This window comes from Lentzea sp. HUAS12 (assembly GCF_024125735.1).
Classification (GTDB): Bacteria; Actinomycetota; Actinomycetes; order Mycobacteriales; family Pseudonocardiaceae; genus Lentzea; species Lentzea albida.
The window spans coordinates 437,949-458,514 of sequence record NZ_CP099738.1 but is presented as its reverse complement, the minus strand read 5'-3'; the positions used below and the strand labels follow the sequence as shown (position 1 = coordinate 458,514).

At 72.4% G+C, this 20,566-nt stretch carries 21 protein-coding genes; 13 read left to right on the top strand and 8 right to left on the bottom strand.

The genetic code is table 11. The features are described from left to right. The first annotated feature begins 55 nt into the window (after positions 1–55). On the top strand, positions 56–1,105 hold the full coding sequence (locus tag ND450_RS02235; protein WP_253324489.1) for a YbfB/YjiJ family MFS transporter: 1,050 nt from the start codon (positions 56–58) through the stop codon (positions 1,103–1,105). Here ND450_RS02235 and ND450_RS02230 read toward each other — a convergent pair. Then, complete coding sequence (locus ND450_RS02230) at positions 1,023–1,994, bottom strand: alcohol dehydrogenase catalytic domain-containing protein (RefSeq protein WP_253324488.1); 972 nt, start codon at positions 1,992–1,994, stop codon at positions 1,023–1,025. The genes ND450_RS02235 and ND450_RS02230 overlap by 83 nt on opposite strands. A gap of 82 nt (positions 1,995–2,076) precedes the next feature. Between ND450_RS02230 and ND450_RS02225 the strand changes: the two genes are divergently transcribed. The 4 genes from ND450_RS02225 to ND450_RS02210 all read left to right on the top strand — a co-directional run bounded on the left by ND450_RS02225 (position 2,077) and on the right by ND450_RS02210 (position 6,372). Next, entirely contained in the window at positions 2,077–3,243 is a 1,167-nt protein-coding gene (locus tag ND450_RS02225; RefSeq protein WP_253324487.1) for a beta-1,3-glucanase family protein, read from the top strand. Between the two features lie 81 nt (positions 3,244–3,324). Then, entirely contained in the window at positions 3,325–3,996 is a 672-nt protein-coding gene (locus ND450_RS02220; RefSeq protein ID WP_253324486.1) for a response regulator transcription factor, read from the top strand. Beyond that, complete coding sequence (locus tag ND450_RS02215) at positions 3,993–5,285, top strand: HAMP domain-containing sensor histidine kinase (protein ID WP_253324485.1); 1,293 nt, start codon at positions 3,993–3,995, stop codon at positions 5,283–5,285. The genes ND450_RS02220 and ND450_RS02215 overlap by 4 nt, the downstream gene beginning before the upstream one ends. A gap of 46 nt (positions 5,286–5,331) precedes the next feature. Next, a complete protein-coding gene (locus ND450_RS02210; RefSeq protein WP_253324484.1) occupies positions 5,332–6,372 on the top strand; it encodes an NAD(P)-dependent oxidoreductase in 1,041 nt (346 codons plus the stop codon). Here ND450_RS02210 and ND450_RS02205 read toward each other — a convergent pair. Beyond that, positions 6,359–7,525 (bottom strand): hypothetical protein, encoded by a 1,167-nt coding sequence (locus tag ND450_RS02205; protein WP_253324483.1) that lies wholly within the window; start codon positions 7,523–7,525, stop codon positions 6,359–6,361. The two genes, ND450_RS02210 and ND450_RS02205, sit on opposite strands and share 14 nt — an antisense overlap. Positions 7,526–7,646: 121 nt before the next feature. Between ND450_RS02205 and ND450_RS02200 the strand changes: the two genes are divergently transcribed. Genes ND450_RS02200 through ND450_RS02180 form a run of 5 tightly spaced genes read left to right on the top strand, consistent with a single transcriptional unit; the run spans position 7,647 to position 11,176 of the window. Beyond that, positions 7,647–8,285, top strand: coding sequence for a glycosyltransferase family 2 protein (locus ND450_RS02200; protein WP_253324482.1), 639 nt, complete (start codon positions 7,647–7,649; stop codon positions 8,283–8,285). After that, the gene (locus ND450_RS02195; protein ID WP_253324481.1) at positions 8,282–8,917 is read left to right on the top strand and encodes a DUF2064 domain-containing protein; all 636 of its coding nucleotides are present in this window, start codon (positions 8,282–8,284) and stop codon (positions 8,915–8,917) included. Before ND450_RS02200 ends, ND450_RS02195 begins: the two co-directional genes overlap by 4 nt. After that, entirely contained in the window at positions 8,914–9,513 is a 600-nt protein-coding gene (locus ND450_RS02190) for a class I SAM-dependent methyltransferase (protein WP_253324480.1), read from the top strand. The genes ND450_RS02195 and ND450_RS02190 overlap by 4 nt, the downstream gene beginning before the upstream one ends. Further along, complete coding sequence (locus ND450_RS02185; protein ID WP_253324479.1) at positions 9,510–10,547, top strand: molybdopterin-dependent oxidoreductase; 1,038 nt, start codon at positions 9,510–9,512, stop codon at positions 10,545–10,547. The genes ND450_RS02190 and ND450_RS02185 overlap by 4 nt, the downstream gene beginning before the upstream one ends. After that, on the top strand, positions 10,544–11,176 hold the full coding sequence (locus ND450_RS02180) for a hypothetical protein (protein WP_253324478.1): 633 nt from the start codon (positions 10,544–10,546) through the stop codon (positions 11,174–11,176). Before ND450_RS02185 ends, ND450_RS02180 begins: the two co-directional genes overlap by 4 nt. On the opposite strand, the gene ND450_RS02175 is transcribed toward ND450_RS02180, so the two are convergent. Beyond that, on the bottom strand, positions 11,108–11,923 hold the full coding sequence (locus tag ND450_RS02175; protein ID WP_253324477.1) for an ABC transporter permease: 816 nt from the start codon (positions 11,921–11,923) through the stop codon (positions 11,108–11,110). The two genes, ND450_RS02180 and ND450_RS02175, sit on opposite strands and share 69 nt — an antisense overlap. Continuing rightward, a complete protein-coding gene (locus tag ND450_RS02170; RefSeq protein WP_253324476.1) occupies positions 11,923–12,783 on the bottom strand; it encodes an ABC transporter ATP-binding protein in 861 nt (286 codons plus the stop codon). Before ND450_RS02170 ends, ND450_RS02175 begins: the two co-directional genes overlap by 1 nt. A 99-nt stretch (positions 12,784–12,882) precedes the next feature. On the opposite strand from ND450_RS02170, the gene ND450_RS02165 reads away from it, so the two are divergent. Continuing rightward, complete coding sequence (locus tag ND450_RS02165; protein WP_253324475.1) at positions 12,883–13,932, top strand: sensor histidine kinase; 1,050 nt, start codon at positions 12,883–12,885, stop codon at positions 13,930–13,932. Continuing rightward, positions 13,929–14,573: a response regulator transcription factor gene (locus ND450_RS02160; RefSeq protein ID WP_253324474.1), complete on the top strand. Its 645-nt coding sequence runs from the start codon at positions 13,929–13,931 to the stop codon at positions 14,571–14,573. The genes ND450_RS02165 and ND450_RS02160 overlap by 4 nt, the downstream gene beginning before the upstream one ends. Here the strand turns inward: ND450_RS02160 and ND450_RS02155 are convergent. After that, positions 14,559–15,179 carry a DJ-1/PfpI family protein gene (locus tag ND450_RS02155; protein WP_253324473.1) on the bottom strand — a complete coding sequence of 207 codons (621 nt, stop codon included), beginning with the start codon at positions 15,177–15,179 and terminating at the stop codon, positions 14,559–14,561. The genes ND450_RS02160 and ND450_RS02155 overlap by 15 nt on opposite strands. Next, a complete protein-coding gene (locus tag ND450_RS02150; RefSeq protein WP_253324472.1) occupies positions 15,179–16,132 on the bottom strand; it encodes a GlxA family transcriptional regulator in 954 nt (317 codons plus the stop codon). The genes ND450_RS02155 and ND450_RS02150 overlap by 1 nt, the downstream gene beginning before the upstream one ends. Before the next feature lie 90 nt (positions 16,133–16,222). On the opposite strand from ND450_RS02150, the gene ND450_RS02145 reads away from it, so the two are divergent. After that, positions 16,223–17,227, top strand: coding sequence for a GDSL-type esterase/lipase family protein (locus ND450_RS02145; RefSeq protein WP_253324471.1), 1,005 nt, complete (start codon positions 16,223–16,225; stop codon positions 17,225–17,227). Between the two features lie 73 nt (positions 17,228–17,300). Here the strand turns inward: ND450_RS02145 and ND450_RS02140 are convergent, their stop codons facing one another. Together ND450_RS02140 and ND450_RS02135 are read right to left on the bottom strand one after the other, a co-directional pair. Further along, entirely contained in the window at positions 17,301–18,107 is an 807-nt protein-coding gene (locus ND450_RS02140; protein ID WP_253324470.1) for a carboxylesterase family protein, read from the bottom strand. Positions 18,108–18,145: 38 nt separating this feature from the next. Next, positions 18,146–20,491: a hypothetical protein gene (locus ND450_RS02135; RefSeq protein WP_253324469.1), complete on the bottom strand. Its 2,346-nt coding sequence runs from the start codon at positions 20,489–20,491 to the stop codon at positions 18,146–18,148. Positions 20,492–20,566 lie beyond the last annotated feature (75 nt).

Below are 20,566 nucleotides of genomic sequence, written 5' to 3'. Positions count from 1 at the left end.
TCACCAATCGCGTCGCGCAGTCCGAAGTGGACGCGACGCGACCGTCGGGCACCTCATGAGCGTCCGGGCGGCGGCGGCACTCGCGGCGGCCATGGGCATCGGCCGGTTCGTGTACACGCCGATCCTGCCGCTGATGACCGCTCAGGCGGGTCTCTCGCCCACGTCCGCCGCGTCGCTGGCCACCGCGAACTACCTCGGCTACTTCGTCGGTGCGCTGGTCACGGTCGTGCGTGCGCCCTCGCGGGCGGTGAACCGCGTGGCGCTCGTGCTGCTCGTGGCGACACTTGCCGGGATGCCGCTGGTGCACGGGATGGGTGCGTGGTTCGTGCTGCGGCTGGTGGCCGGGGTGGCGAGCGCGGTGGTGTTCGTGGCCGCGGTGAACGCGCGGCCGGGGTGGGGCATGAGCGGGGTCGGGGTGGGGATCGCGCTGTCCGGGCTGGTGGTGCTCGGGTTCGGGCAGTGGCGGACGGCCTGGTGGGTGGCGGCGGGGGTGGCGGCGGCGCTGGCGGTCGCGGCCTGGAACCTCCGGCCGGAAGAGCCGCAGCGGCGGCCCGGCACCACGAGACGACGCGGGTTCGCCGCCCTCTTCACCTCCTACACCCTCGAAGGCGTCGGTTACGTCATCGCCGCCACCTTCCTCGTCGCCGCCATCAGCGGCCCGCTCGGCAGCGCCGCCTGGGTCCTCGTCGGCCTCTCCGCCGCCCTCTCCCCCGCACTGGTCAGGCCGCGCCGCCACGCCCTCCGCGTCGCGCTGGCCGTCCAGGCGATCGGCATAGCACTGCCCGCACTGGTCGACGGCTCGGCGCTGGTCGCCACGGTCCTGTTCGGCGGCACGTTCATCGGCATCGCGGCGACCGCGCTCAGGCAGGGCGCCGACCTCGGCGTCCCCACCGCGGCCGCCATCCTCACCGCCGGCTACTCGGCGGGCCAGGTCCTCGGTCCGCTCGTCGCCACCCCGTTGCTGCACAATGGATACGACCAAGCCCTGCTGCTCGCCGCCGGCATCGTCGCGCTGGCCGCGGTCACAGCTCCAGCACCACCTTCACGTCGTCCGGCCGGTGCTCGAACGCCTCCGCGTACGACTCCAGCGGCACCCGCCGGGTGATCAGGGCGGACAGCCACGCGTCGTCCGCGCGGTCGAGCACCGCCGACGCCTCCCGGTAGTGCCGCACGTTCGAGTTGACCGTGCCGAACACGATGCCGTTGCGCAGCACCAGGTCCCGGTTGATCTGGCCGACGTCGGCGGGGACCACCTCGGTGGACGGCACGCCCGTCAGGCACACCAGGTCCCGCCCGAGCAGCCGCGCGACCAGCGAGGGCGCGCCGGTCGCCTCGATCACGACCGGGCAGTCCGGGAGCGTGCGGTGGTAGGTGGCGCCCAGGGACTCGACCAGGCCGGGCTTCGGACCGGAGGAGGCCAGGTCGAACACGTGCACGTCCAGACCGCGCTGCACCCCGACCAGCGCCGCCAGCAGGCCGATCGGGCCCGCGCCCGTCACCAGCACGCTGTCGAACGGGTACAGCGCCAGCGCGTCGAGCCGCTCCCAGGCCTTCACGACCACCGACGCGGGTTCCACCAGGACGCCCGTCGCCGAGCTGACACCGACGGCGTAGGCGGAAGGCACCGTCCACAGCGTCGAGCCGTAGCCGTCGAGGCCGGTGATCCCCCGCTCGGTGTACCGGCCGTTGCGGCACATGTCGAACTCACCGCGCGCGCACGCCACGCACGGCACCGGGTCCGGCCTGCGGACGACCCCCGCCACCAGCGAGCCGGGTGCGAAGCCAGGTCCACTGATCACCCGTCCGAGCGACTCGTGACCGATCACGAGCGTGCCGCCGACGCCGAACTCCCCGCGCACGATCTCGCGGTCCGTCCCGCAGATGCCGATCGCCACTCCCTCGACCAGCAGCTCGTCCGGTCCCGGCACCGGGTCGGGCAGATCGGCCAGCGACAGGGAGCCGGCTCGGGCGAGATCAACGGTCAGTGCGCGCATGAAGACCATTCTTGACACATCAACACGTCCGCGCTGAATATGAGAGCGCTCTCACGACCCTGTCTCAGTGAGGAGATAGTCGATGCGCAAGCTCCTGCTGCTCGCGACATCGGCCCTGCTAGGGCTGACAACGATGTCCGCACCGGTGCACGCGGCTCCCCCGAGCCAGCTCCCGCTCACCGTCACGAACAACTCGGGGCGCGGCGACGCGGTCCACCTCTACATCACCGGGATCTACAACGGCCGTCTCGGCTACGTCAACGGCAACGGCCAGTTCACGGCGTGGTCCGGCGGGGCGATCCCGCCCGTTCCGGCGCCGGACTTCTCGATCCCCGGCCCGGCCAACGGCGCCAGCAAGACCGTGCAGATCCCGCTCAACCTGGCCGGCGGCCGGATCTACATGTCGTTCCGGGACAAGCTGAAGTTCAGCCTCGTGCCCGGCGGTCTCGTGCAGCCGGCCCCGTGGGCGGGCGGCGACCCGAACCGCGACATCCTGTTCGACTGGAGCGAGTTCAGCTACGACGGCGGCGGTCTGTGGCTCAACAGCTCCCAGGTCGACATGTTCGCGGTCCCGCACGCGGTCGAGGCGACGTCGCAGGGCGGTGCCACGAAGAAGGCGGGGCAGCTCGTCGCGAACGGGCGCAACCGGATCTTCGACCAGCACCAGCAGCAAGGTGGTGACTGGGCGAAGCTCGCCTACAGCCGTTCCGACGGCACCCGGCTGCGCGTGCTGAACCCGAGCAAGGGCCTCGACGCGGGCCTGTTCTCCAGCTCGTACTTCCAGAGCTACGTCGCCAGCGTCTGGTCGACCTACCAGAACACGCCGCTGACCGTCGTGCCGTACCAGGCGGAGCCGAACCGCAGGTTCACCGGCCGCGTCAGCGGTGGGGTCATGCGGTTCACGAACACCTCCGGCCAGCAGGTGGCGGAGTTCCAGCAGCCGTCCACCCGCGACGTGCTCAACTGCGACGGGCGGCTCGCGGCGCCGAACAACGAGCTCGGCGCGATCTCGCGGTCGCTGTGCGCGGCGCTCAACCGATCGACGCTCGGCTACCTCCACACCCAGCCGACGTACGACGCGAGCCAGTTCTACACCCGCGCGACCACGAACCACTTCTCCAGGATCGTGCACGCCAACATGACCGACGGCCGGGCCTACGGGTTCGCCTTCGACGACGTCGGCGGCTTCGAGTCACTTGTCCACGAACCGAACCCGCGTTCGGCAAAGATCACGCTGACCGCTTTTTAAACCGAAGCAATCTTGCTTTTGATCGACTTTCACTCCACTGTGTGAGAGCCGTCGCCGCGGCTCTCACACAGTGGAGTCTTTGTGTGCGTACGGGTCCTGCTGGTCGAGGACGACGAGCGAATCCGGCAGGCGTTGTGCCTCGCCTTGTCCGACGAGGGTTTCCGCGTGGACGAGGCGGGTTCGGGAGAAGAGGCGTTGCCGCGTCTGGAGGCGGAACCGTTCGACGTGGTGCTGGTCGACCTGACGCTGCCCGGAATGGACGGCCTGGAGGTCGTGCGGACGCTGCGGGAACGCGGTGACCTGCCGATCATCGTGGTGACGGCGCGCACCGACGCCCGCGACGTGATCGCCGGACTGGAGGCGGGAGCGGACGACTACGTCACGAAACCCTTTCTGGCGGGCGTTCTCGCGGCACGCGTCCGCGCGTTGGTGCGCAGGCGCGGACCGGGCAGGGAAGCCGTTCGCGTGGGAGCGCTGGAAATCCGTCCGCAGGAAGGCGTCGTGCACCGTGCGGGCGAACGGGTTCACCTCACCAGAACGGAATTCCGGCTGTTGCTGGAACTCGCTGGTGCGGCCGGGCGAATCGTCACCAGGGAGCAGCTGCTGCACAAGGTTTGGGGATATGACTACTTCGGTGACACGCGCCTGCTGGACGTGCACATAAGAAGGCTCCGCCGCAAGATAGAGGCGAACCCGGACGATCCGGAGCTCCTGCTCACCGTGCGCGGCAGCGGTTATCGGATCCGCTCGTGAGACTCACCCTGCGCTGCCGGGTCACCCTGTCCTTCTGCCTCGGCCTGCTGGTCGTGACGGGCGTGCTCGCGTTCGCGACCTGGGACCTCGCCACCGGCTCGATGCTGCGGCAACGGGAGGCGAGCGCCGTGCGGCAGGCCGAGGTCAACGCGCGGCTCGTCGAGAGGTCACCGGACCTCGACACCCTCCTCACCGGACCGGACTCGGCGATCCTCGTGCTGGGCCCGGCGGGCACGCGGACGGCGGGCAGGCCGGTCGACCCGGCGCGGTTGCCCGCCGGGGTGGTCGAGCACCCGCCCGCGACCGCGCGGACCACCGTGGACGGGCTGCCGGCGCTCGTCGTCACCCGGCCGCTCGCGGACGGGGCCGTCTACGTCGAGCTGTTCGGCCTGCAGCAGCTCGACCGGACGTTCACGTCGCTGAGCGCGGTGCTGATCGCCGGCACGGCCGGATCGGCGCTGCTCGGCGCGGCACTGGGGTCGTGGGTCTCGAACCGGGCGTTGAGACCGCTGGCGGAGCTGAGTTCGGCGGCGGGCCGGATCGCCGGTGGTGACCTCCACGCCCGGCTGCCCGACCAGGACGACCCGGAGCTCGCGGCGCTGGCGGCGGAGTTCAACTCCACGGCCCAGGCGCTGGAGCGCAGAGCGCTGCGGGACGCCCGGTTCGCGTCGGACGTGTCGCACGAGCTGAGGTCCCCGCTGACGACGATGGTGAACGCGGGCGAGGTGCTGCGCCGCCGGGGTGGACACCTGCCCGGCACCGCGGGAACGGCGCTGGAGCTGCTCACCTCGGAGGTCGACCGGTTCGCGCGGCTCGTCGCCGACCTGCTGGAGATCTCCCGGGACGACCAGACCGGCGACCCGGCGCCGGAGGAGATCGCGCTGGACGTGCTGGTGCGCACCGTGGTCGCGACCCGTGCCCCGGTGTCGCTCGACCTGGAGCACGCCGTCGTGCCGGGCGACCGGAGACGGCTGGAACGCGTGGTGACGAACCTGCTCGACAACGCCGAGCGGCACGCGGGCGGTGCGGTCCTGGTGTCCGTGCGGGTCCTCGGCCCCCGCGTGCGGCTCGAGGTGGAGGACGCCGGACCGGGTGTGCCGGAACCGTTGCGGGAGGAGATCTTCGAACGGTTCGCGCGCGGTGCCGCGGCGGGACCGGGCAGCGGACTCGGGCTGGCGCTGGTCCGCGAGCACGTGCACCGGCTGGGCGGCCGGGTGTGGGTCGAGGACCGGTCGCCCCGTGGTGCGCGGTTCGTGGTGGAACTGGTCTTACGGAGTTCTGACGGCTAACCGTCTGGCGGAGCCCACCACCGCGTGCGGCCCTACGGTCGGGTCCATGCGAGTACTGATCACTGGCGGAGCCGGGTTCATCGGGTCGCACGTCGCGGACGAGCTGACCTCTCAGGGCCACGAATGCGTGGTGCTCGACGCACTGCTGCCGGAGGCGCACGGTGCCGTTCCCCAGCTGGACCACGAGCTCGTGGTCGGCGACGTGACGGACCCCGGGGTGCTGCGGCCACTGCTGTCCACTGTGGACGCGGTGTGCCACCAGGCCGCGATGGTCGGGCACGGCGTGGACCCGTTCGACGCGCCCTCCTACGCGCGGCACAACGACCTCGGCACGGCGGTGCTGCTGGCCGAGATGCACCGGGCCGGGGTGTCGCGGCTGGTGCTGGCGTCGTCCATGGTCGTCTACGGCGAAGGCCGGTACCGCTGCCTCTCGCACGGGATCGTGCGGGCCGAGCGGGCCTCCGTCGACGTCGAGTGCGGCCTGTACGAGCCGCGCTGCTTCTGCGGTGACTTCGTGGTGTCCGAGCTGGTGCCCGAGGACGCGCCGCTGGAGCCGCGCAGCACCTACGCGGCGACGAAGCTGGCGCAGGAACACCTCGCGTCGGCCTGGGCGCGGCAGACCGGCGGAAGCGTGTGGGCGTTGCGCTACCACAACGTCTACGGCCCGCGGATGCCCCGCGACACGCCGTACGCCGGGGTGGCGTCGATCTTCCGGTCGGCGCTGCAGAACGGTCTCGCGCCACGGGTGATGGAGGACGGCCGGCAGCGGCGCGACTTCGTGCACGTCACGGACGTGGCGCGAGCGAACGTGCTGGCGCTCGCCTCCCCGCGCCCCGGGTTCGAAGCGGTGAACGTCTGTTCCGGCACCCCGCACACCATCGGCGACCTGGCGTTCGCGCTCGCCGACGCCTGTGACGGGCCCACGCCGGAGATCGTCGGCGGGGCGCGGCCGGGCGACGTCCGGCACGTCGTCGCGTCACCCGCGAAAGCGTTGGAGGTGCTGGGCTTCGAGGCCCGCGTCGGGTTCGAGGACGGTGTGCGGGAGTTCGCCTCGGCTTCGCAACGGGAGCCCGTCACCAGTTCGTGAGCACGAGGTGGTTCACCGCCAGGGCCGTGATCGCCTGGGCGGTGAGCCACCTCCTGGGGTGGTCGAGCTTCGCGGCGCCGACGAGGAGCCAGACCGCGAACGGCAGCCAGATCCGCTCGGTCTCGGCCTTGCTCAGGCCGGACAGGTCGGCGGCGAGGATCGCGACGCCCGCCGCGAGCACCCACCTGTCCCCGCGCAGTCCCCTGATCCCCGCGGGGCCGATCACCAGCGCGAGCGCGGCCAGGTTCGCCCACACCCAGTACCAGTACGGCCGGGTGTCGCCGATGCCCTGGTAGTAGCGGAGTTTCACGAGCTCGTAGCCGTCGAGCCACCAGAACCCGCTCAGGGCGAACGCCGCCACGACCGCGAGCGCGCCCGCGACGGCCCAGCCGATCCTCCTGCCCACGGCGACGAGCGCGAGCGGGGCCAGCAGGACCAGGCCGTAGGACAGGAACAGGCACCAGCCCAGCACGATCCCGCCGAGCAGCGGCTTCCTGGTGAGCAGGTAGATCCCGACGGCCGCGACGCCCATGAACATGCCGTCCGCCGACGCCCCGACCCACACCGCTCCGGGGAACAGCACGAGGAACGGCAGCAGCGCGTTGTTTCCGACGGTCTTGGGAATCGCGACGACGGCGAGCGAGCCGACGAGGACGCAGAAGATCGACGCCGCCGCTCCCCCGCCGAGACCGACGCGGTCGAGCGCCACGAACGTGAGCAGCGCGCCCGGCGGGTGGCCCGAGACGTGCGTGGCCCACGAGTCGGGCTGGAAGTCGGGGATGCGCGCGGCGAACCCCCGGATCATCGCGGGGACGTCGGTGACGCCGGGAACCTCGTGCAGGTACTCGTCGTCGGTGGTGAGCCGGGTGACGAACCTGCCCCAGCCGTCGACCATCGCCAGCGAGAAGGTGAACGCCACCGACGCGGCGTAGGCGATCGGGAAGGCGAACCGGTGCCGTGCGAGCTCCGGTCCCTTGGCCACGACGAGGAACGCGATCAGGACCGCGGCCGGGGTGCCCGGCCCCAGATGTGGTTGCCAGTCACCGAAGAGCGGCGCCGCCGCGGCGAACAGGACGCCGGGGTCGCGGAGGTTGACGACGATCCCGGTGATGACGGCGGCGACGACGAGCAGGCCCGCGATGACTAGACGCACCGCGCCCAACCTAGGGGGTCCGCCGGGTGCCCGCCGACCGCGCAAGACAATCGTAAGAACTCTTTCGTGCGTCACAATTCCGTAAGCACCACAACGCTTTCCGGTGGTCCAGGGTGGACCGATGGATGTCGTGTTGCCCTGCCTCGACGAGGCCGCCGCGCTGCCCGCGGTGCTCGCCTCCCTGCCTCCCGGACACCGCGCGATCGTCGTGGACAACGGGTCCTCCGACGGCTCGCCCGAGGTCGCCGCCGCGTGCGGTGCCCTGGTCGTGCACGAGTCCCGGCGCGGTTACGGCGCCGCCGTGCACACCGGCCTGCTCGCGGCCACGTCCGACCTCGTGGCGTTCGCCGACGCGGACGGCTCGCTGGACCTGGCCGAACTGCCCGCGATGGCCGAACTGCTCGCCGACGCCGACCTGGTCGTGGGCCGGCGACGGCCCGTCAGCGCCGCCGCCTGGCCGTGGCACGCGCGGGCGGGCAACGCCGTGATCGCGTCGTTGTTGCGGCGCAGGGGTTTGGAGGTGCACGACATCGCTCCGCTGCGCGTGTGCCGGCGGGAAGCGTTGCTGGCGCTGGACGTGCGGGACCGGGCGTTCGGCTATCCGCTGGAACTGCTGGTGCGCGCGGCTTCGGCCGGATGGCGGGTGCGGGAGGTCGACGTGGCCTATCGGCCGCGCGCGGCGGGGACGAAGTCGAAGGTGTCGGGTTCGGTGCGCGGCACGCTGCGTGCGGCGCGGGACATGGCGGGGGTGCTGCGGTGAGGTTCTGCTTGCTGGTCATGGCCAAGTCACCGGTGCCGGGTCAGGTGAAGACGCGCCTCTGCCCGCCGTTGAGCCCGGAGCAGGCCGCGGACGTCGCGGCGGCGGCGTTGCTCGACACCCTGGAGGCCGCCCTGGAGACGCCCGGCGCGGTGCCCGTGGTGGCGCTGGCCGGGGTGGTGCGGCGGGAGGACGTGCGGACCGCGCTGGCGCAGTGCGTGGTGATCCCCCAGCGCGGCGAGACGTTCGGCGACCGCCTGGCGAACGCGCACGCCGACATCGCCCGGTTCCGGATGCCCGTGCTGCAGATCGGGATGGACACGCCTCAGGTGACGCCGTCGCTGCTCCAGGCGTGCGCCGAGTTCGACGAGGCGGCGCTCGGGATGGCGGCCGACGGTGGTTGGTGGGCACTCGGCTTGCGGGACCCGCTGCGGGCCGACGTGCTGCGGGACGTGCCGATGTCACGCGCGGACACGGGCGCGTTGACGCTGGAGGCATTGCGCGTGCGCGACGTGCGCATGCTGCCGGTGCTGTCCGATGTGGACACGATCGCCGACGCCGGCGCCGTGGCCGCCCACATCCCGGACAGCCGGTTCGCGGCCGCCCTGGCCTCCGCCGCGGTGGTGGCGCGATGATGTTCGACCAGGCCCTGAAGGGGCGTCCGAGCTGGCTCGACCTCGTCGGCACCACCCCGCGCGAACTGTCCGTCGCCCGCTGGCACGCCGACGCCGCCGGCGGCGACTCCGCGCTCCTCGACGCCTGCGCCGGCCCCACCCTGGACGTCGGCTGCGGCCCCGGCCGTCTCGTCGCCGCCCTCCTGTCCCGCCACGTCGAGGCGCTCGGCGTGGACGTGTCCCCGGAGGCGGTCCGGCGCACGACCGAACGCGGCGGCATCGCACTCCGCCGCGACGTGTTCGACCTGCTGCCCGGCGAGGGGCTGTGGCAGCACGTCCTGCTCGCCGACGGCAACATCGGCATCGGCGGCGACCCGGCAGCCCTGATGCGGCGCGTGCGGCAACTCCTCCGGCCGAGCGGCACCGTCGTCGTCGAGGTCGAGCCGCCGGGCTCCGGCCTGACGGTCGGCCAGGCGCGCGTGCGGGCCGAGGGCTTCGAGGGCCAGTGGTTCCCGTGGGCCTGGAGCGACGCCGAGTCGCTCCCCGCCGACGGGTTCTTCCTGATGTGGCAGCGCGAACGCGCCGGCCGCTGGTTCGCGTGTTGGGAGAAGCTGTGAGGTTCAGGGCACCCGCGCACCACGTCGGTGTGACGAGCCGGATCGGCACGTGGCTCGGCATCGCGTTCGGCCTGTGCTTCGTCACCGGCCTGCTCAGCCACGGCGTGCAGCACGACTGGCCGTGGCCGACCCGCCCGGTCGACCTCTACCGCGTCACGCAGGGCGTGCACGTGATCTCCGGCGTGGCGTCGATCCCGTTGCTGCTGGCCAAGTTGTGGAGCGTCTACCCGAAGCTCTTCGAGCGCCCGCTGGTGAAGTCCGTGCCGCACGCCCTGGAGCGCGGCTCGATCTTCGTGCTGATCGCGGCGTCGTTCTTCGAGCTCGTCACGGGCCTGTTCAACGCGGCGCAGAACTACCCGTGGTCGTTCTACTTCCCGACCGCCCACTACGCGGTGGCCTGGATCGTGGTGGGCGCGCTGCTCGTGCACATCGCGGTGAAGATCCCGCTGATCCGCCGGTCCCTCGAACCCGCGTCGACCGAGAAGACCGTGTTGTCCCGCAGGGCTTTCCTGCGCACGACGGCTCTCACGACCGGCGTCGCGGTGGTGGCGACGGCAGGCGTGACCGTGCCATGGCTGCGGAAGGTCTCGGTGCTGGCGTGGCGGTCGCCCCAGGCGCTGCCGGTCAACCGGACCGCGCGGGCCGCGCAGATCGTCGTGCCCCCGGACTGGCGCCTGCGGGTGGGCTCTGCGAGCTACTCGCTGGCCGAGCTCCAGGCCATGCCGCAGACCACCGTCGAGCTGCCGATCGCGTGCGTGGAGGGGTGGAGCCAGAACGCGACCTGGACCGGCGTGCGCGTGGCGGAGTTGGTCGGGCGCGGAGACGTGCGGGTGGAGTCGCTGGAGAAGGACGGGCTGTACCGGGCCTCGACGCTGCCGGAGGCGTTCGCGCAGGACCCGCTGACGTTGCTGGCGCTGCGGCTGGACGGGGAGGAGCTGACGCCGGACCACGGGTACCCGTGCCGGCTGATCGCGCCGAACAGGCCCGGGGTGTTGCAGACGAAGTGGGTCACGTCGCTGGAGGTGCGGGGATGAGGAGCCTTGGTGGGGATGAGCGGGATGGCGGTCGGGTCGTGGGAGGCGGTGGGGCGAGCGCCGGCGGGGACCAGGGTCGAGACGTCGGGGGCGGCGCCGATGCGGGCGGTGTGAGCGCGGGCAGCGACGTGGGCGCGCCGGGCGGTGGGGCGAGCGACGTGCGGTCGGGCGGTGCCGACGCGAGCAGCGTGCCCGCGGAAACGCCAAGCCGCTCCACCACCACCCTCGTGGCACGGCTCGCCCTAGGCGCCGCCGGCACGGCCCTTGGCGCCTGGGGCGCCTGGCTCCTCCTCCCCCAGGTCACCCTCGAACTCCTGCTGTGGCTGGGCGGCGGCGTGGTCCTGCACGACTTCCTGATCGCCCCGCTCGTGGGCCTCACCGGCCTGCTCGTCACACGCCCGTCCATCGGCATCGGGCTGGTCGTCACGGGCGTGCTCACCCTCATCGCGGTCCCGTTGCTGTGGCGGGAGCACAGCGGGCCGGTCAACCCCGGGCTGCACGACCGCGACTACCCCACCGGAGTCGCGGTCGCGCTGGCACTCGTCTGGGCCGCGGTGGTCCTATACGAGGTCGCGGCGCACCTTCAGAAGCGTCGCCGCGCCCACGAACACCACCGCGTAGCCGACTAGGAACAGGGCCGCCGTGGTGCCGCTCAGGTCGGTGAGCACACCCGGCGCGCCCGCTCCGCCCACGGCTCCGGCCAGGTTGCCCGCGGAGCCGCCCGGCAGGACCTTCGTCAGCGACTCGACCGGGCCGAGCAGGGAACCGACGCCGCGCAGCAGGTTCTCCGTCACGATCGCCCACATCAGGCCGAGGCCCACGGCGAGGGCGGGGCCCCTGGTGACGACGCCGAGGAACACGCCGAAGCCCGTCCACATGGCGGCGATCAGCACTGCCGCGCCCAGCGCCTCGAAGACGCCGAGGCCCGGCAGGCTCCAGTCCCAGCCCTCCAGGGACGCGACCGCGATGGCCGCGGCGAGGTCCACCACGAACGTCAGTGCCACCAGGACCAGCACGACGATCCCCAGGGCTCCCAGCGTGCCGGCCACGGCGGAGACGCGGCGCGGGCCCGCGGTCAGGGTCGTCTTCCAGGTGCCCCAGCCGTAGCCGCTGCCGACCGCGAGGGCCGCCAGCACCAGGACGATGGCACCGCCGAACATCGGCAGGCCGCGCACGACGGCCGCGCCGACGTTCTCCGGCTGCATCGAGCTGATCAGCTGCTGCTGCGAGAGGTCGGCCCTGGTGGTGCCGCCGTTGAGCGCCAGGTAGTTGAACACGTAGCCGAACGTCAGCGTCATCACCAGCCAGACGCCGATCAGCACCCAGGTCGCCGGCCACTTCCACAGCCGCAGCAGCTCCGCCTTCACGCTGCCCATCACGCCGCTCCCGTCATCTCGAAGAAGACCTCTTCCAGCGTCCGGCGCAGCGGCCGGACCTCCCGCACGTCCACGTCGGCCGCCACCAGCACGCGCACCAGGGCGCCCGCGTCCGTCTCGCGCACGTGCAGCACGTCGCCGTGGACGGTGCTGCCCTCGATCAGCACCTGCGCCTTCTCGATCGGGTCGGCGCGGATCAGCAGCACGCTGTCGCCGCGCAGCTGCTCGACCGTGCTCTCGGCGACGAGGCGGCCCTGCGCGATCACGCCCACCCGGTCGCAGATCTCCTCCACCTCGCCCAGCAGGTGGCTCGACAGCAGCACCGTCTGGCCCTGGGCCGCGAGGGCGCGCACCAGGTCGCGCATGTCGGCCATGCCCGCGGGGTCGAGGCCGTTGGTCGGCTCGTCGAGGACCAGCAGCTCCGGCCGGCCGAGCAACGCGGCGGCGACGCCGAGGCGTTGCTTCATGCCGAGCGAGTACCGGCGGAACTTCTCGCCGGCCGCCGCCACGAGGTCGACCTGCTCCAGCGCGGCCTCGACCTGCGCCCTGCCGACGCCCCGGCGGTGCGCGTGCACGCGCAGGTTGTCGCGGCCGGACAGGTACGGGTAGAAGCCGGGGCCCTCGATCAGCGACCCCACCTTCAGCAACGCCTTGGGCGCGCCCGGTGCCTCTCCCAGCACGGACGCGGTACCGCTGGTCGGCTTCACGAGCCCCAGCAGCATGCGGATCGTGGTCGTCTTGCCCGCGCCGTTCGGACCGAGGAACCCGTAGACCTCGCCCCGCCGCACGGACAGACTGACCTCGTCCACCACGGCGCGGTCGCCGTAGCGCTTCGTCAGCTTCTCCGTCGTCACGATCATGGGACCGATCGTGGTCGCGGGACGACGCGCGGGCGTCCGCTCCGGAGCGTCATGAAGATACGCACATCTGCGTACGCCCGCGGTCGTATGGTCGGCACCATGCGGTTCCCATGGCAGGACGTCGCCGTGGCGGCGGCCCTGCTCGTCTTCGGCCTCGGCGGGACGAGGTTCGCCGCGCGCCTGCAGGGCGCGGAGAGCCTCGACGTGCTCGCCTACCTGCTCATCGCGCTGGCGGCGGCGGGCCTGCTGTTCCGCTCGGTCCGTCCGCTGTGGACGGTCGGGGTCACGGTCGTCGCCATCTCCGCCTACCTGGCGCAGGGGTATCCGTTCGGGCCGATCCTGATCAGCGGTGTCGCGGCGATGTACGCGGTGGCCCTGTACGCGCGCGTCGAGTTCGCGGCGGCGAGCGCCGTCGTCTACGCCCTGGCGATCCTGCCGTGGTGGAACGACTCGACCACCTCGTGGATCACCTGGTCCGCGGGCTGGATCCTGCTGCCGGCCGCGGCGGGCGTGCTGATGAGGCTGCGCCGCAAGTCCGTTGTGGACGTTCGCGAACGAGCCGTGATCTCCGAACGCCTCAGGCTCGCCCAGGAGGTCCACGACGTCGTCGGCCACGGCCTGAGCGTGATCGCCATGCAGGCCGGGGTCGCGCTGTACGTGCTGGACCGGGATCCCGCGAAGGCGCGCGCCTCGCTCGAGGCCGTCCGGGACACGGCGAAGGAGGCGTTGGACGGCCTGCGGTCCGAACTGGACACGTTGCGCGGCTCGGCGCCCCTGACCCCGGCCATCGCGCTCGCGGACCTCCCGGCGCTGGCGTCGCGGATGCGCGAGGCGGGGCTGGAGGTGTCGGTCGAGGTCGAGGACGTCGACCTGCCCGCGGGACACCAGCTCGCCGTCTACCGGATCGTGCAGGAGTCGCTGACCAACGTCCTGCGCCACGCCTCCCCCGGCGTCACCGCGTCCGTGCGCGTCTACACCGTGCGCGGTGACGTCGTGGCGCACGTGAGCGACACCGGCACGCCCACCGCGTTCACCGAGGGCCACGGCATCACCGGCATGCGGTCGCGGGCGGAGGCGCTCGGCGGCACGCTCGACGCCGGCGGATCCCCCGGTTTCTCGGTGATCGCCCGGATACCGTTGCCGTCATGATTCGCGTGGTGGTGGCGGACGACCAGCCGCTGGTCCGGATGGGGCTGCGAACGTTGATCGAGACCGAGGACGACGTACAGCTCGCCGGGGAGGCCGCCGACGGGCGCGAGGCGCTGGCGCTGATCCGGTCCACCAAACCGGACGTGGTGTTCCTCGACATCCGCATGCCGCTGATGGACGGCCTGGAGGTGCTGCGCCGAGTCAGCGCGGATCCCGCGTGCGCCGACGTCCGGGTCGTGATGCTCACGACGTTCGACCTCGACGAGTACGTGTTCGAGGCGCTGCGCACGGGCGCGTCGGGGTTCCTGGTGAAGGACTCCGACCCCGCGGACCTGCTGCGCGCCGTGCACGTGGTGGCCGACGGCGGGTCGCTGCTCTCGCCGTCCGTCACGCGCCGGGTGATCGACCGGTTCGCGTCCGGCGCGTCGGCGAGGCCGGTGCCGCACCTCGACAGGCTGACCGAGCGCGAGCGGGAGATCATGCGGCACGTGGCGTCCGGCGCGTCCAACGACGAGATCGCGGCGGTGCTGGTGATCTCGCCCGCGACGGTGCGCACGCACGTGTCGCGGGCGATGGTGAAGCTGGGCGCACGCGATCGCGCCCAGCTCGTCGTGTTCGCCGTGCAGTCAGGCCTGACGTGAGTCGAACGCGCCCTTGAGCCCCGCCGCGATCTCCGGCGGGATCGAGTCGTAGGACCGCGGCGGCTGCGGGTCGTACTCGATGCCGACCTGCACGGCCTGCGCGACCACTTCGCCGAATTCGGCCTCCACCAGCCGCAACGCCATGTCGATGCCCGCCGACACGCCCGCGCCGCTGACGACCTTGCCGTCGAACACGACCCGGTCGGTCGAGACCTCGACGCCGCAGACCTCCAGGTCCTCCCGCGCGGCCCAGTGCGTCGTGGCCTTCGAGACCAGACCGGCCTCGGCGAGCAGCGTCGACCCCGTGCACACCGACGTCGTCCACTTCGTCGTCGGGTGGACCTCTCGCAGCCACTCGACGAGCGCGCCGGAGTCCCGCAGCACCTCCCGCCAGTGCCCGGAACCCGGCACCACCACGATGTCGGTCGACTTCAGCGAGTCGAACGTGTCCGTCGGCGTCACGACGAGCCCGTTGTCGGACCTCACCGGGTCGAGCGTCGCGGCGACGAACCGCGCGGTGACCACCGGCACGCTGGCGATCACCTCGTACGGGCCGACGAAGTCGAGTGCCGTCATGTTCGGGTAGAGCACGAACGTGGCTTCCATCAGGCGACTCCGGTCGTCCGGAAACGGGCGCGGTAGCTGCCCGGCGACACGCCGAGCACGCGCAGGAAGGCCCGCCGCAGGGTCTCGGCCGAGCCGAACCCCGACTGGCGGGCGACGAGGTCGAGCGGGTCGCCGGTGCTCGCCAGCCGGTCGGCGGCGGCCTCGACGCGGGCCCGTTCGACGTACTGCGCGGGCGAGATGCCCGTGCTGCGCGAGAAGACGCGGGCGAAGTGCCGCACGCTCATCATCGCCCTGCGCGCCATGACCGGCACCGTCCACTCGCGCGTCGGGTCGGCGTGGATGTCGTCCAGCAGCGCGCGCAGCGAGCCGTCCCGCACCGGTTTGGAGCGCGTGTGCACGCTGAACTGCGACTGGCCGCCCGACCGTTGCAGGAACACCACCAGGTACTGCGCGATCCTGCGGGCGAGCGCCGGGCCGTGGTCCTGCTCGACCATGGCGAGCGCGAGGTCGATGCCCGCCGTCACCCCTGCGGACGTGGACACCTCCCCGTCGCACACGAAGATCGCGTCCGGCTCGACCTCGACCCCGCGGTTCTCGAGCTCACCGGTGAACGCCCAGTGCGTGGTCGCCTTCTTGCCCTGCAACAACCCCGCGCTCGCGAGCACGACCGAGCCGGTGCAGACGCCCGCGACCCGGCGCGACCGGAGCGCGAGCCGCCGCAGGTTGCTCGTGAGCACCGCGTCGGACGCGGCCTCGTCGTAACCCCAGCCCCCGACCACGAGCAGCGTGTCGATCGGACGGTCGAGCGTGCGCAGGTCGGCCCCTGCCTCGACGCGCACCCCCGCCGTCGCGGTGAACGGTCCTCCCCCGAGCGTGGCGACGGTGACCTCGTACCGCGGCTCGCCGTGGTTGGCCGCCTGGAACACCTCGATCGGCCCCGCCAGGTCGAGCAGGGCCGTGCGCTCGTACCCCACCACCACTACTTCCCTCAAATTCCCCACACCTCCACTTTCCTCACCCTCGCGTGAGGCGGCAACGCCATATCCCCCTCGCATTCGGCCACCCCCGTAAACTGGGGCGCGATGCGCAAAGTGCTCTTCCTCGCGGCGATCGGCCTGCTCACGATCGTGCTGGTCGTGAGCGACCACGTGTTCCCGCCACCCTCGGCTCCGGACAGGGAGACCAGGACCGCGGTCGTGGCGCTCGGCGACAGCACGATGTCCGGTGAGGGCGCGGGCAGCTACGAGCCGGGAACCGACGGCGAGGCCGGCGGCGACTGGTGCCACCGCTCCCGCGAGGCCGAGATCGAGAAGACCTCCTTCGAGGCCGACCAGAAGATCAACCTGGCGTGCTCGGGCGCGAACTCGGAGAAGCTGCGCAACGAGCAGCTCCCCCGGCTGCGCGAGATCGCCGGGCAGAACCAGGTCACCGCGATCGTCGTGGCCATCGGCGCGAACGACGATCCGCGCTTCTCCGAGATCCTCAACAAGTGCTTCGAGGCGTGGGGCAAGCGCAGCGACTGCACGTCGTCGGTCGCGCCGGAGTGGACCAAGCGCGTGCGGCGGATGGTGCCGAAGGTCGAGAACACGCTGAACGCCATCCGCCAGACCATGCGCGACTCCGGCTACCTCGACTCCTCCTACCAGCTGGTCGTGCAGTCGTACGCGGCGCCGGTGTCGCCGAAGATGCCGCAGTCGCTGCAGAACCTGTCCGGCTGCCCGCTGCGCACGGGCGACCTGAAGTGGGTCGTCGAGGAGGCCGTGCCGGAGCTGTCGAACGGCCTGCGCGCCGCCGCCGGGAAGGTGAACGCGCGGTTCCTGGACCTCGCGCGGGCCGGCGAGGGCCACGAGGCGTGCGTGGGAGGCGACGACCCGTCCACGGAGTGGTTCACGCGGCTGTCGGTCGACTGGGACGGTCTGAGGGACGAGCGGCGCGCTTCGCACGCGTTGCAGGAGTCGTTCCACCCGAACGAGCGCGGGCACGAGCAGATCGGGCGCTGCCTGACCGAGTTCCTGGCGTCGGCGAAGCGGGACGGGGCGTGCGTGCCGCGGCTCGACGGCACGCTGGGGCTGACGACCGAGGGGTGACGCGTCGCGGCTGGGCGGGACGCTCGGGCCCACGACCGAAGGCCGGCGCCTCGCACCCGCCCACCGGCGAGAACTACACCCAGCGCTTCACTTCGTCCCGCGGCCAGCCCGGATCACCCGTGCGCGCGAACTCCGCCCACGCCCGCGCGATGTCGCCGCGGAACATGTCCGGCACGTCCGCGCCGTGGTGAGCGGGCGCGCGGCAGTAGACCGACCGGTACGCGCGCCCGTGCTCGTCGGCCAGCCGCGTGGTCGGCTCCTGGAACAGCCCGGCGTCCTCGTCGGCCGTGTGGCACACCATCAGGTCCACGTCGTACGGGCCTTCCAGCGGGCTGCGCGGCAGCGAGTCGCCGTCCACGATCGGTTGGTACAGCACGACTTCCGGGTCGGCGGCCCGCTGGACCTCGACCGCCTCGTCCGGCGTGAAGAACCGGCCGGCGAGGCTGTGCACGACCGCCCGCTGGAACAGTCCCCTGGCCGACGGCATGACCATCAGGCTCGCGACGGTCTGCGCGCCGGACGACTGCCCCGCCACGGTGACGTTCGCCGGATCTCCGCCGTACCGGGCGATGTTGCGCCGGATCCAGCGCAGCGCCGACACGACGTCGAGCAGCCCGCGGTTGTGCGAGAAGCCTTCCAGCGCACCGTATCCGTCGACCGCGAGCCGGTAGTTGCAGCTGACGAAGACGATGCCCAGCGAGGCGAGGTGGTCTCCCGCGTACTCCGGCTGGGACGACGAGCCTACGGAGTTCGCGCCGCCGTGGACCCACAGCAGGACCGGCGCGCCCGGCTCCGCCGCGGACCAGACGTTCAGCGTGTGCGCGTCGCCGAACGCGCCCGCCGGCTCGCCGTCGCGGTCCACCGGTGGGTGGAGCCGCAACGGGCCGACGGGCGGTTCCGCGTACGGGATGCCGAGGTTCAGGCCGTCACCTGGTGCGAGACCGGGAGCACGCGCAGGTTCGCCGCCGCCCGTTCCAGCTGGGAGAGCACGCTCGGCCGCAGGCCCGCGATCTCCTGGTCCGCCGCCGGTCCGGCCATCTCCTGCAGCAGCACCTGCTGCGGGTGGTCGCCCTCCGCGTCGGCCACGGCCAGCACGCGGAACGGCGTGCCGGGCGCGAAGAGCACGCGTTCCTCGGTCGCCACGGCGACGCGGTCGGCCACCTCGACCCGGCGGCCGGTGACCGACCAGATCAGGTACTCCGTGACGCCCTCGATGCGCTGGGACGGGTTCGCGACGGCGTCCAGCAGGCCGTGGTCGACCAGGACGTCGCCGCTGCGGTAGCGGCGCGGGCCGGTCGGGCCGTTGACGCCCCACACCGCCGCCACGCCGCTGTGCACGGGCAGGCGGTTCAGGCCCGAGACGATGCACGCGACATACGGGCGCAACCGCCCCAGGCGTCCCATGCGGAGCGTCTCCACGACCATGTCCTCGTCCTGCGACACGCACGCCAGCAACGCCGTGAGGTCGGTGACCATGGCCTCGAACGCGGCCGGGTCCTCCTCCGCGTCCGGGCGCTGGGAGAGCAGGCGCACGACCGTCGCCGCGTGCGCGCCGTAGCGTTCGCCGAGCGCACGCCGGACCGTGTCGCGTTCCGCGTCCGAGCTGCTGTGCTCCCGGGAGACGGTCTCGCGCTCGCCGTTGTCCTCCGGCGGGATCTCCCACATCGCGAGCGGCTGCAGCGGCAGCGGGCCGTCGACGCGGAACCTGATCGGGGTGGAGTCCGGGTCGTCCGACGGGAACGCGGCCTCGTCCGGGTCGTCCAGCGCGTGCGACGTCACGGCCGCCATCGCCGGACCGGCGCTCATGCTCGCGTACGCGGGCCGTTCCGCCTCGGACTCGACGGGCGTGGCGGGGGTGAAGAACCCGGTGCCGCCATCCGCGGAGTCGCGCTTCGCGTGCGCGGCCCCGCTCAGGGCCGAGACGATCTGCGCCGAGGGGGTCGGGACGGGCTCGCTCACCGGAGGGGGCGGCGGCGGTGCCATCACCTTGGAGTCGCAGAACACCAGCCGCAGCAGCTTGCGCACCTCGGGCTCGAGGCGTTCCACGAGAGCAGCGCCGTGCACCGCGACCGCACCGGGCGTGGTGCGCCCAGGCGTGCCCACGGTCAGACGTGCCCACTCCGGGTCCAACGGCTGTGTGCGGACCTCGGCCGCGTTGTACGGCTCGTCCTGCTCACGCACCCACAGACCGGAGGGCACGACCTCGAGCACGACGCCGTCGCCGAGCGCGAACACACCGGGCGAGACCTCGTTCAGGCCCTGCACCGGCGTGCGGTAACCCGACACGACGGGCACGGACTCGTTGGGCACGCACAGCACCTCGGTGACGAACGGGCGCCAGGTCTGCTGCCCGCGCGGGTCGACCGCGATCACCGCGGGCCCTCCGCCGCGCACGCTGCCCACCGGCAGACCGGTGAACATCGCGATCGGCTCGCCGATCTGGTCGGCGACGCGGCTGACGATGCCCGCGTCGACGCCGTACGGGACGAGCCGCACGCGCGAGCGGGCCGCCTGGGGCAGCGCCGTCAGCAGGCGGCACACCTCGTCGATCGGGATCGACGACTGGCCGGGCCCGCCGACGACGACCGTCAGCACGTTGTCGCGGCACGGCAGCGCCACGATCGGCCGCGAGTCCTGGGAGGCCGGGTCGAACGGCGGGTTCTGCGCGCGCAGCCACAGGCCGGACGGGATGGGCTCGGAGATGCCGATCTCGCCGGTGGGCCACGGGGAGTTGGGGTCCATCGCCTCCCACTGCGGCACCGGGAAGCGGCGGCCGAACGGCATCGGGGACGCGTTCGGCTGGAACTTCACCCAGCTGCCGTAGCCCTGGGTGCCGACGACGAACGCGGCACCGGGCACCGTGGTGAGCACGCCGTCCGGCGCGACGACCTCGGCCTGCAGTTGCTCGGAGAGCCACTGCGCGGGAGCGGTCGGCCGCATCGACCCGGCGTGCGAGACCGCGAGCCGGACGGGCCCGCGACCGTGCAGCGCCGTGACGACGTGCGGCCAGAAGGTGCTCTGGTCCCCGCCCGGGAAGTCGACGACGACCACGGTCCGGCCGGCGTCGGCCGGGAGTGCGCGGGCGAGGCCCTGGGCACCTTGGCTCGGGCCCTCGGGAGCGGAGACGACGAGCGTCGCCCCGACGAGGTTGGCCGCGAACGGCTGCCTCTGGGGTACCGGCTCCGGCTGCGGCGTCGCGGCCGGGGGCTGCTCGACGGGGTACGGATCCAGGTCCTGGTCCGGAGCGCTCGTGATGGTCTGCACGCCGAAACTGCTCTGGCCAGGGTTCTGGGTCTGTGTTTGCTGGTCGCCATGGGCGGCGGCACGTCGGCCCATCAA

What these genes read in the sequence shown, in the direction of transcription:
- ND450_RS02235 (WP_253324489.1), top strand. Translation starts at nt 56, where the DNA reads ATGAGCGTCCGGGCGGCGGCGGCACTCGCGGCGGCCATGGGCATCGGC.
- ND450_RS02230 (WP_253324488.1), bottom strand. Translation starts at nt 1,994, where the DNA reads ATGCGCGCACTGACCGTTGATCTCGCCCGAGCCGGCTCCCTGTCGCTG.
- ND450_RS02225 (WP_253324487.1), top strand. Translation starts at nt 2,077, where the DNA reads ATGCGCAAGCTCCTGCTGCTCGCGACATCGGCCCTGCTAGGGCTGACA.
- ND450_RS02210 (WP_253324484.1), top strand. Translation starts at nt 5,332, where the DNA reads ATGCGAGTACTGATCACTGGCGGAGCCGGGTTCATCGGGTCGCACGTC.
- ND450_RS02200 (WP_253324482.1), top strand. Translation starts at nt 7,647, where the DNA reads ATGGATGTCGTGTTGCCCTGCCTCGACGAGGCCGCCGCGCTGCCCGCG.
- ND450_RS02190 (WP_253324480.1), top strand. Translation starts at nt 8,914, where the DNA reads ATGATGTTCGACCAGGCCCTGAAGGGGCGTCCGAGCTGGCTCGACCTC.
- ND450_RS02180 (WP_253324478.1), top strand. Translation starts at nt 10,544, where the DNA reads ATGAGGAGCCTTGGTGGGGATGAGCGGGATGGCGGTCGGGTCGTGGGA.
- ND450_RS02175 (WP_253324477.1), bottom strand. Translation starts at nt 11,923, where the DNA reads ATGGGCAGCGTGAAGGCGGAGCTGCTGCGGCTGTGGAAGTGGCCGGCG.
- ND450_RS02170 (WP_253324476.1), bottom strand. Translation starts at nt 12,783, where the DNA reads ATGATCGTGACGACGGAGAAGCTGACGAAGCGCTACGGCGACCGCGCC.
- ND450_RS02165 (WP_253324475.1), top strand. Translation starts at nt 12,883, where the DNA reads ATGCGGTTCCCATGGCAGGACGTCGCCGTGGCGGCGGCCCTGCTCGTC.
- ND450_RS02160 (WP_253324474.1), top strand. Translation starts at nt 13,929, where the DNA reads ATGATTCGCGTGGTGGTGGCGGACGACCAGCCGCTGGTCCGGATGGGG.
- ND450_RS02155 (WP_253324473.1), bottom strand. Translation starts at nt 15,179, where the DNA reads ATGGAAGCCACGTTCGTGCTCTACCCGAACATGACGGCACTCGACTTC.
- ND450_RS02145 (WP_253324471.1), top strand. Translation starts at nt 16,223, where the DNA reads ATGCGCAAAGTGCTCTTCCTCGCGGCGATCGGCCTGCTCACGATCGTG.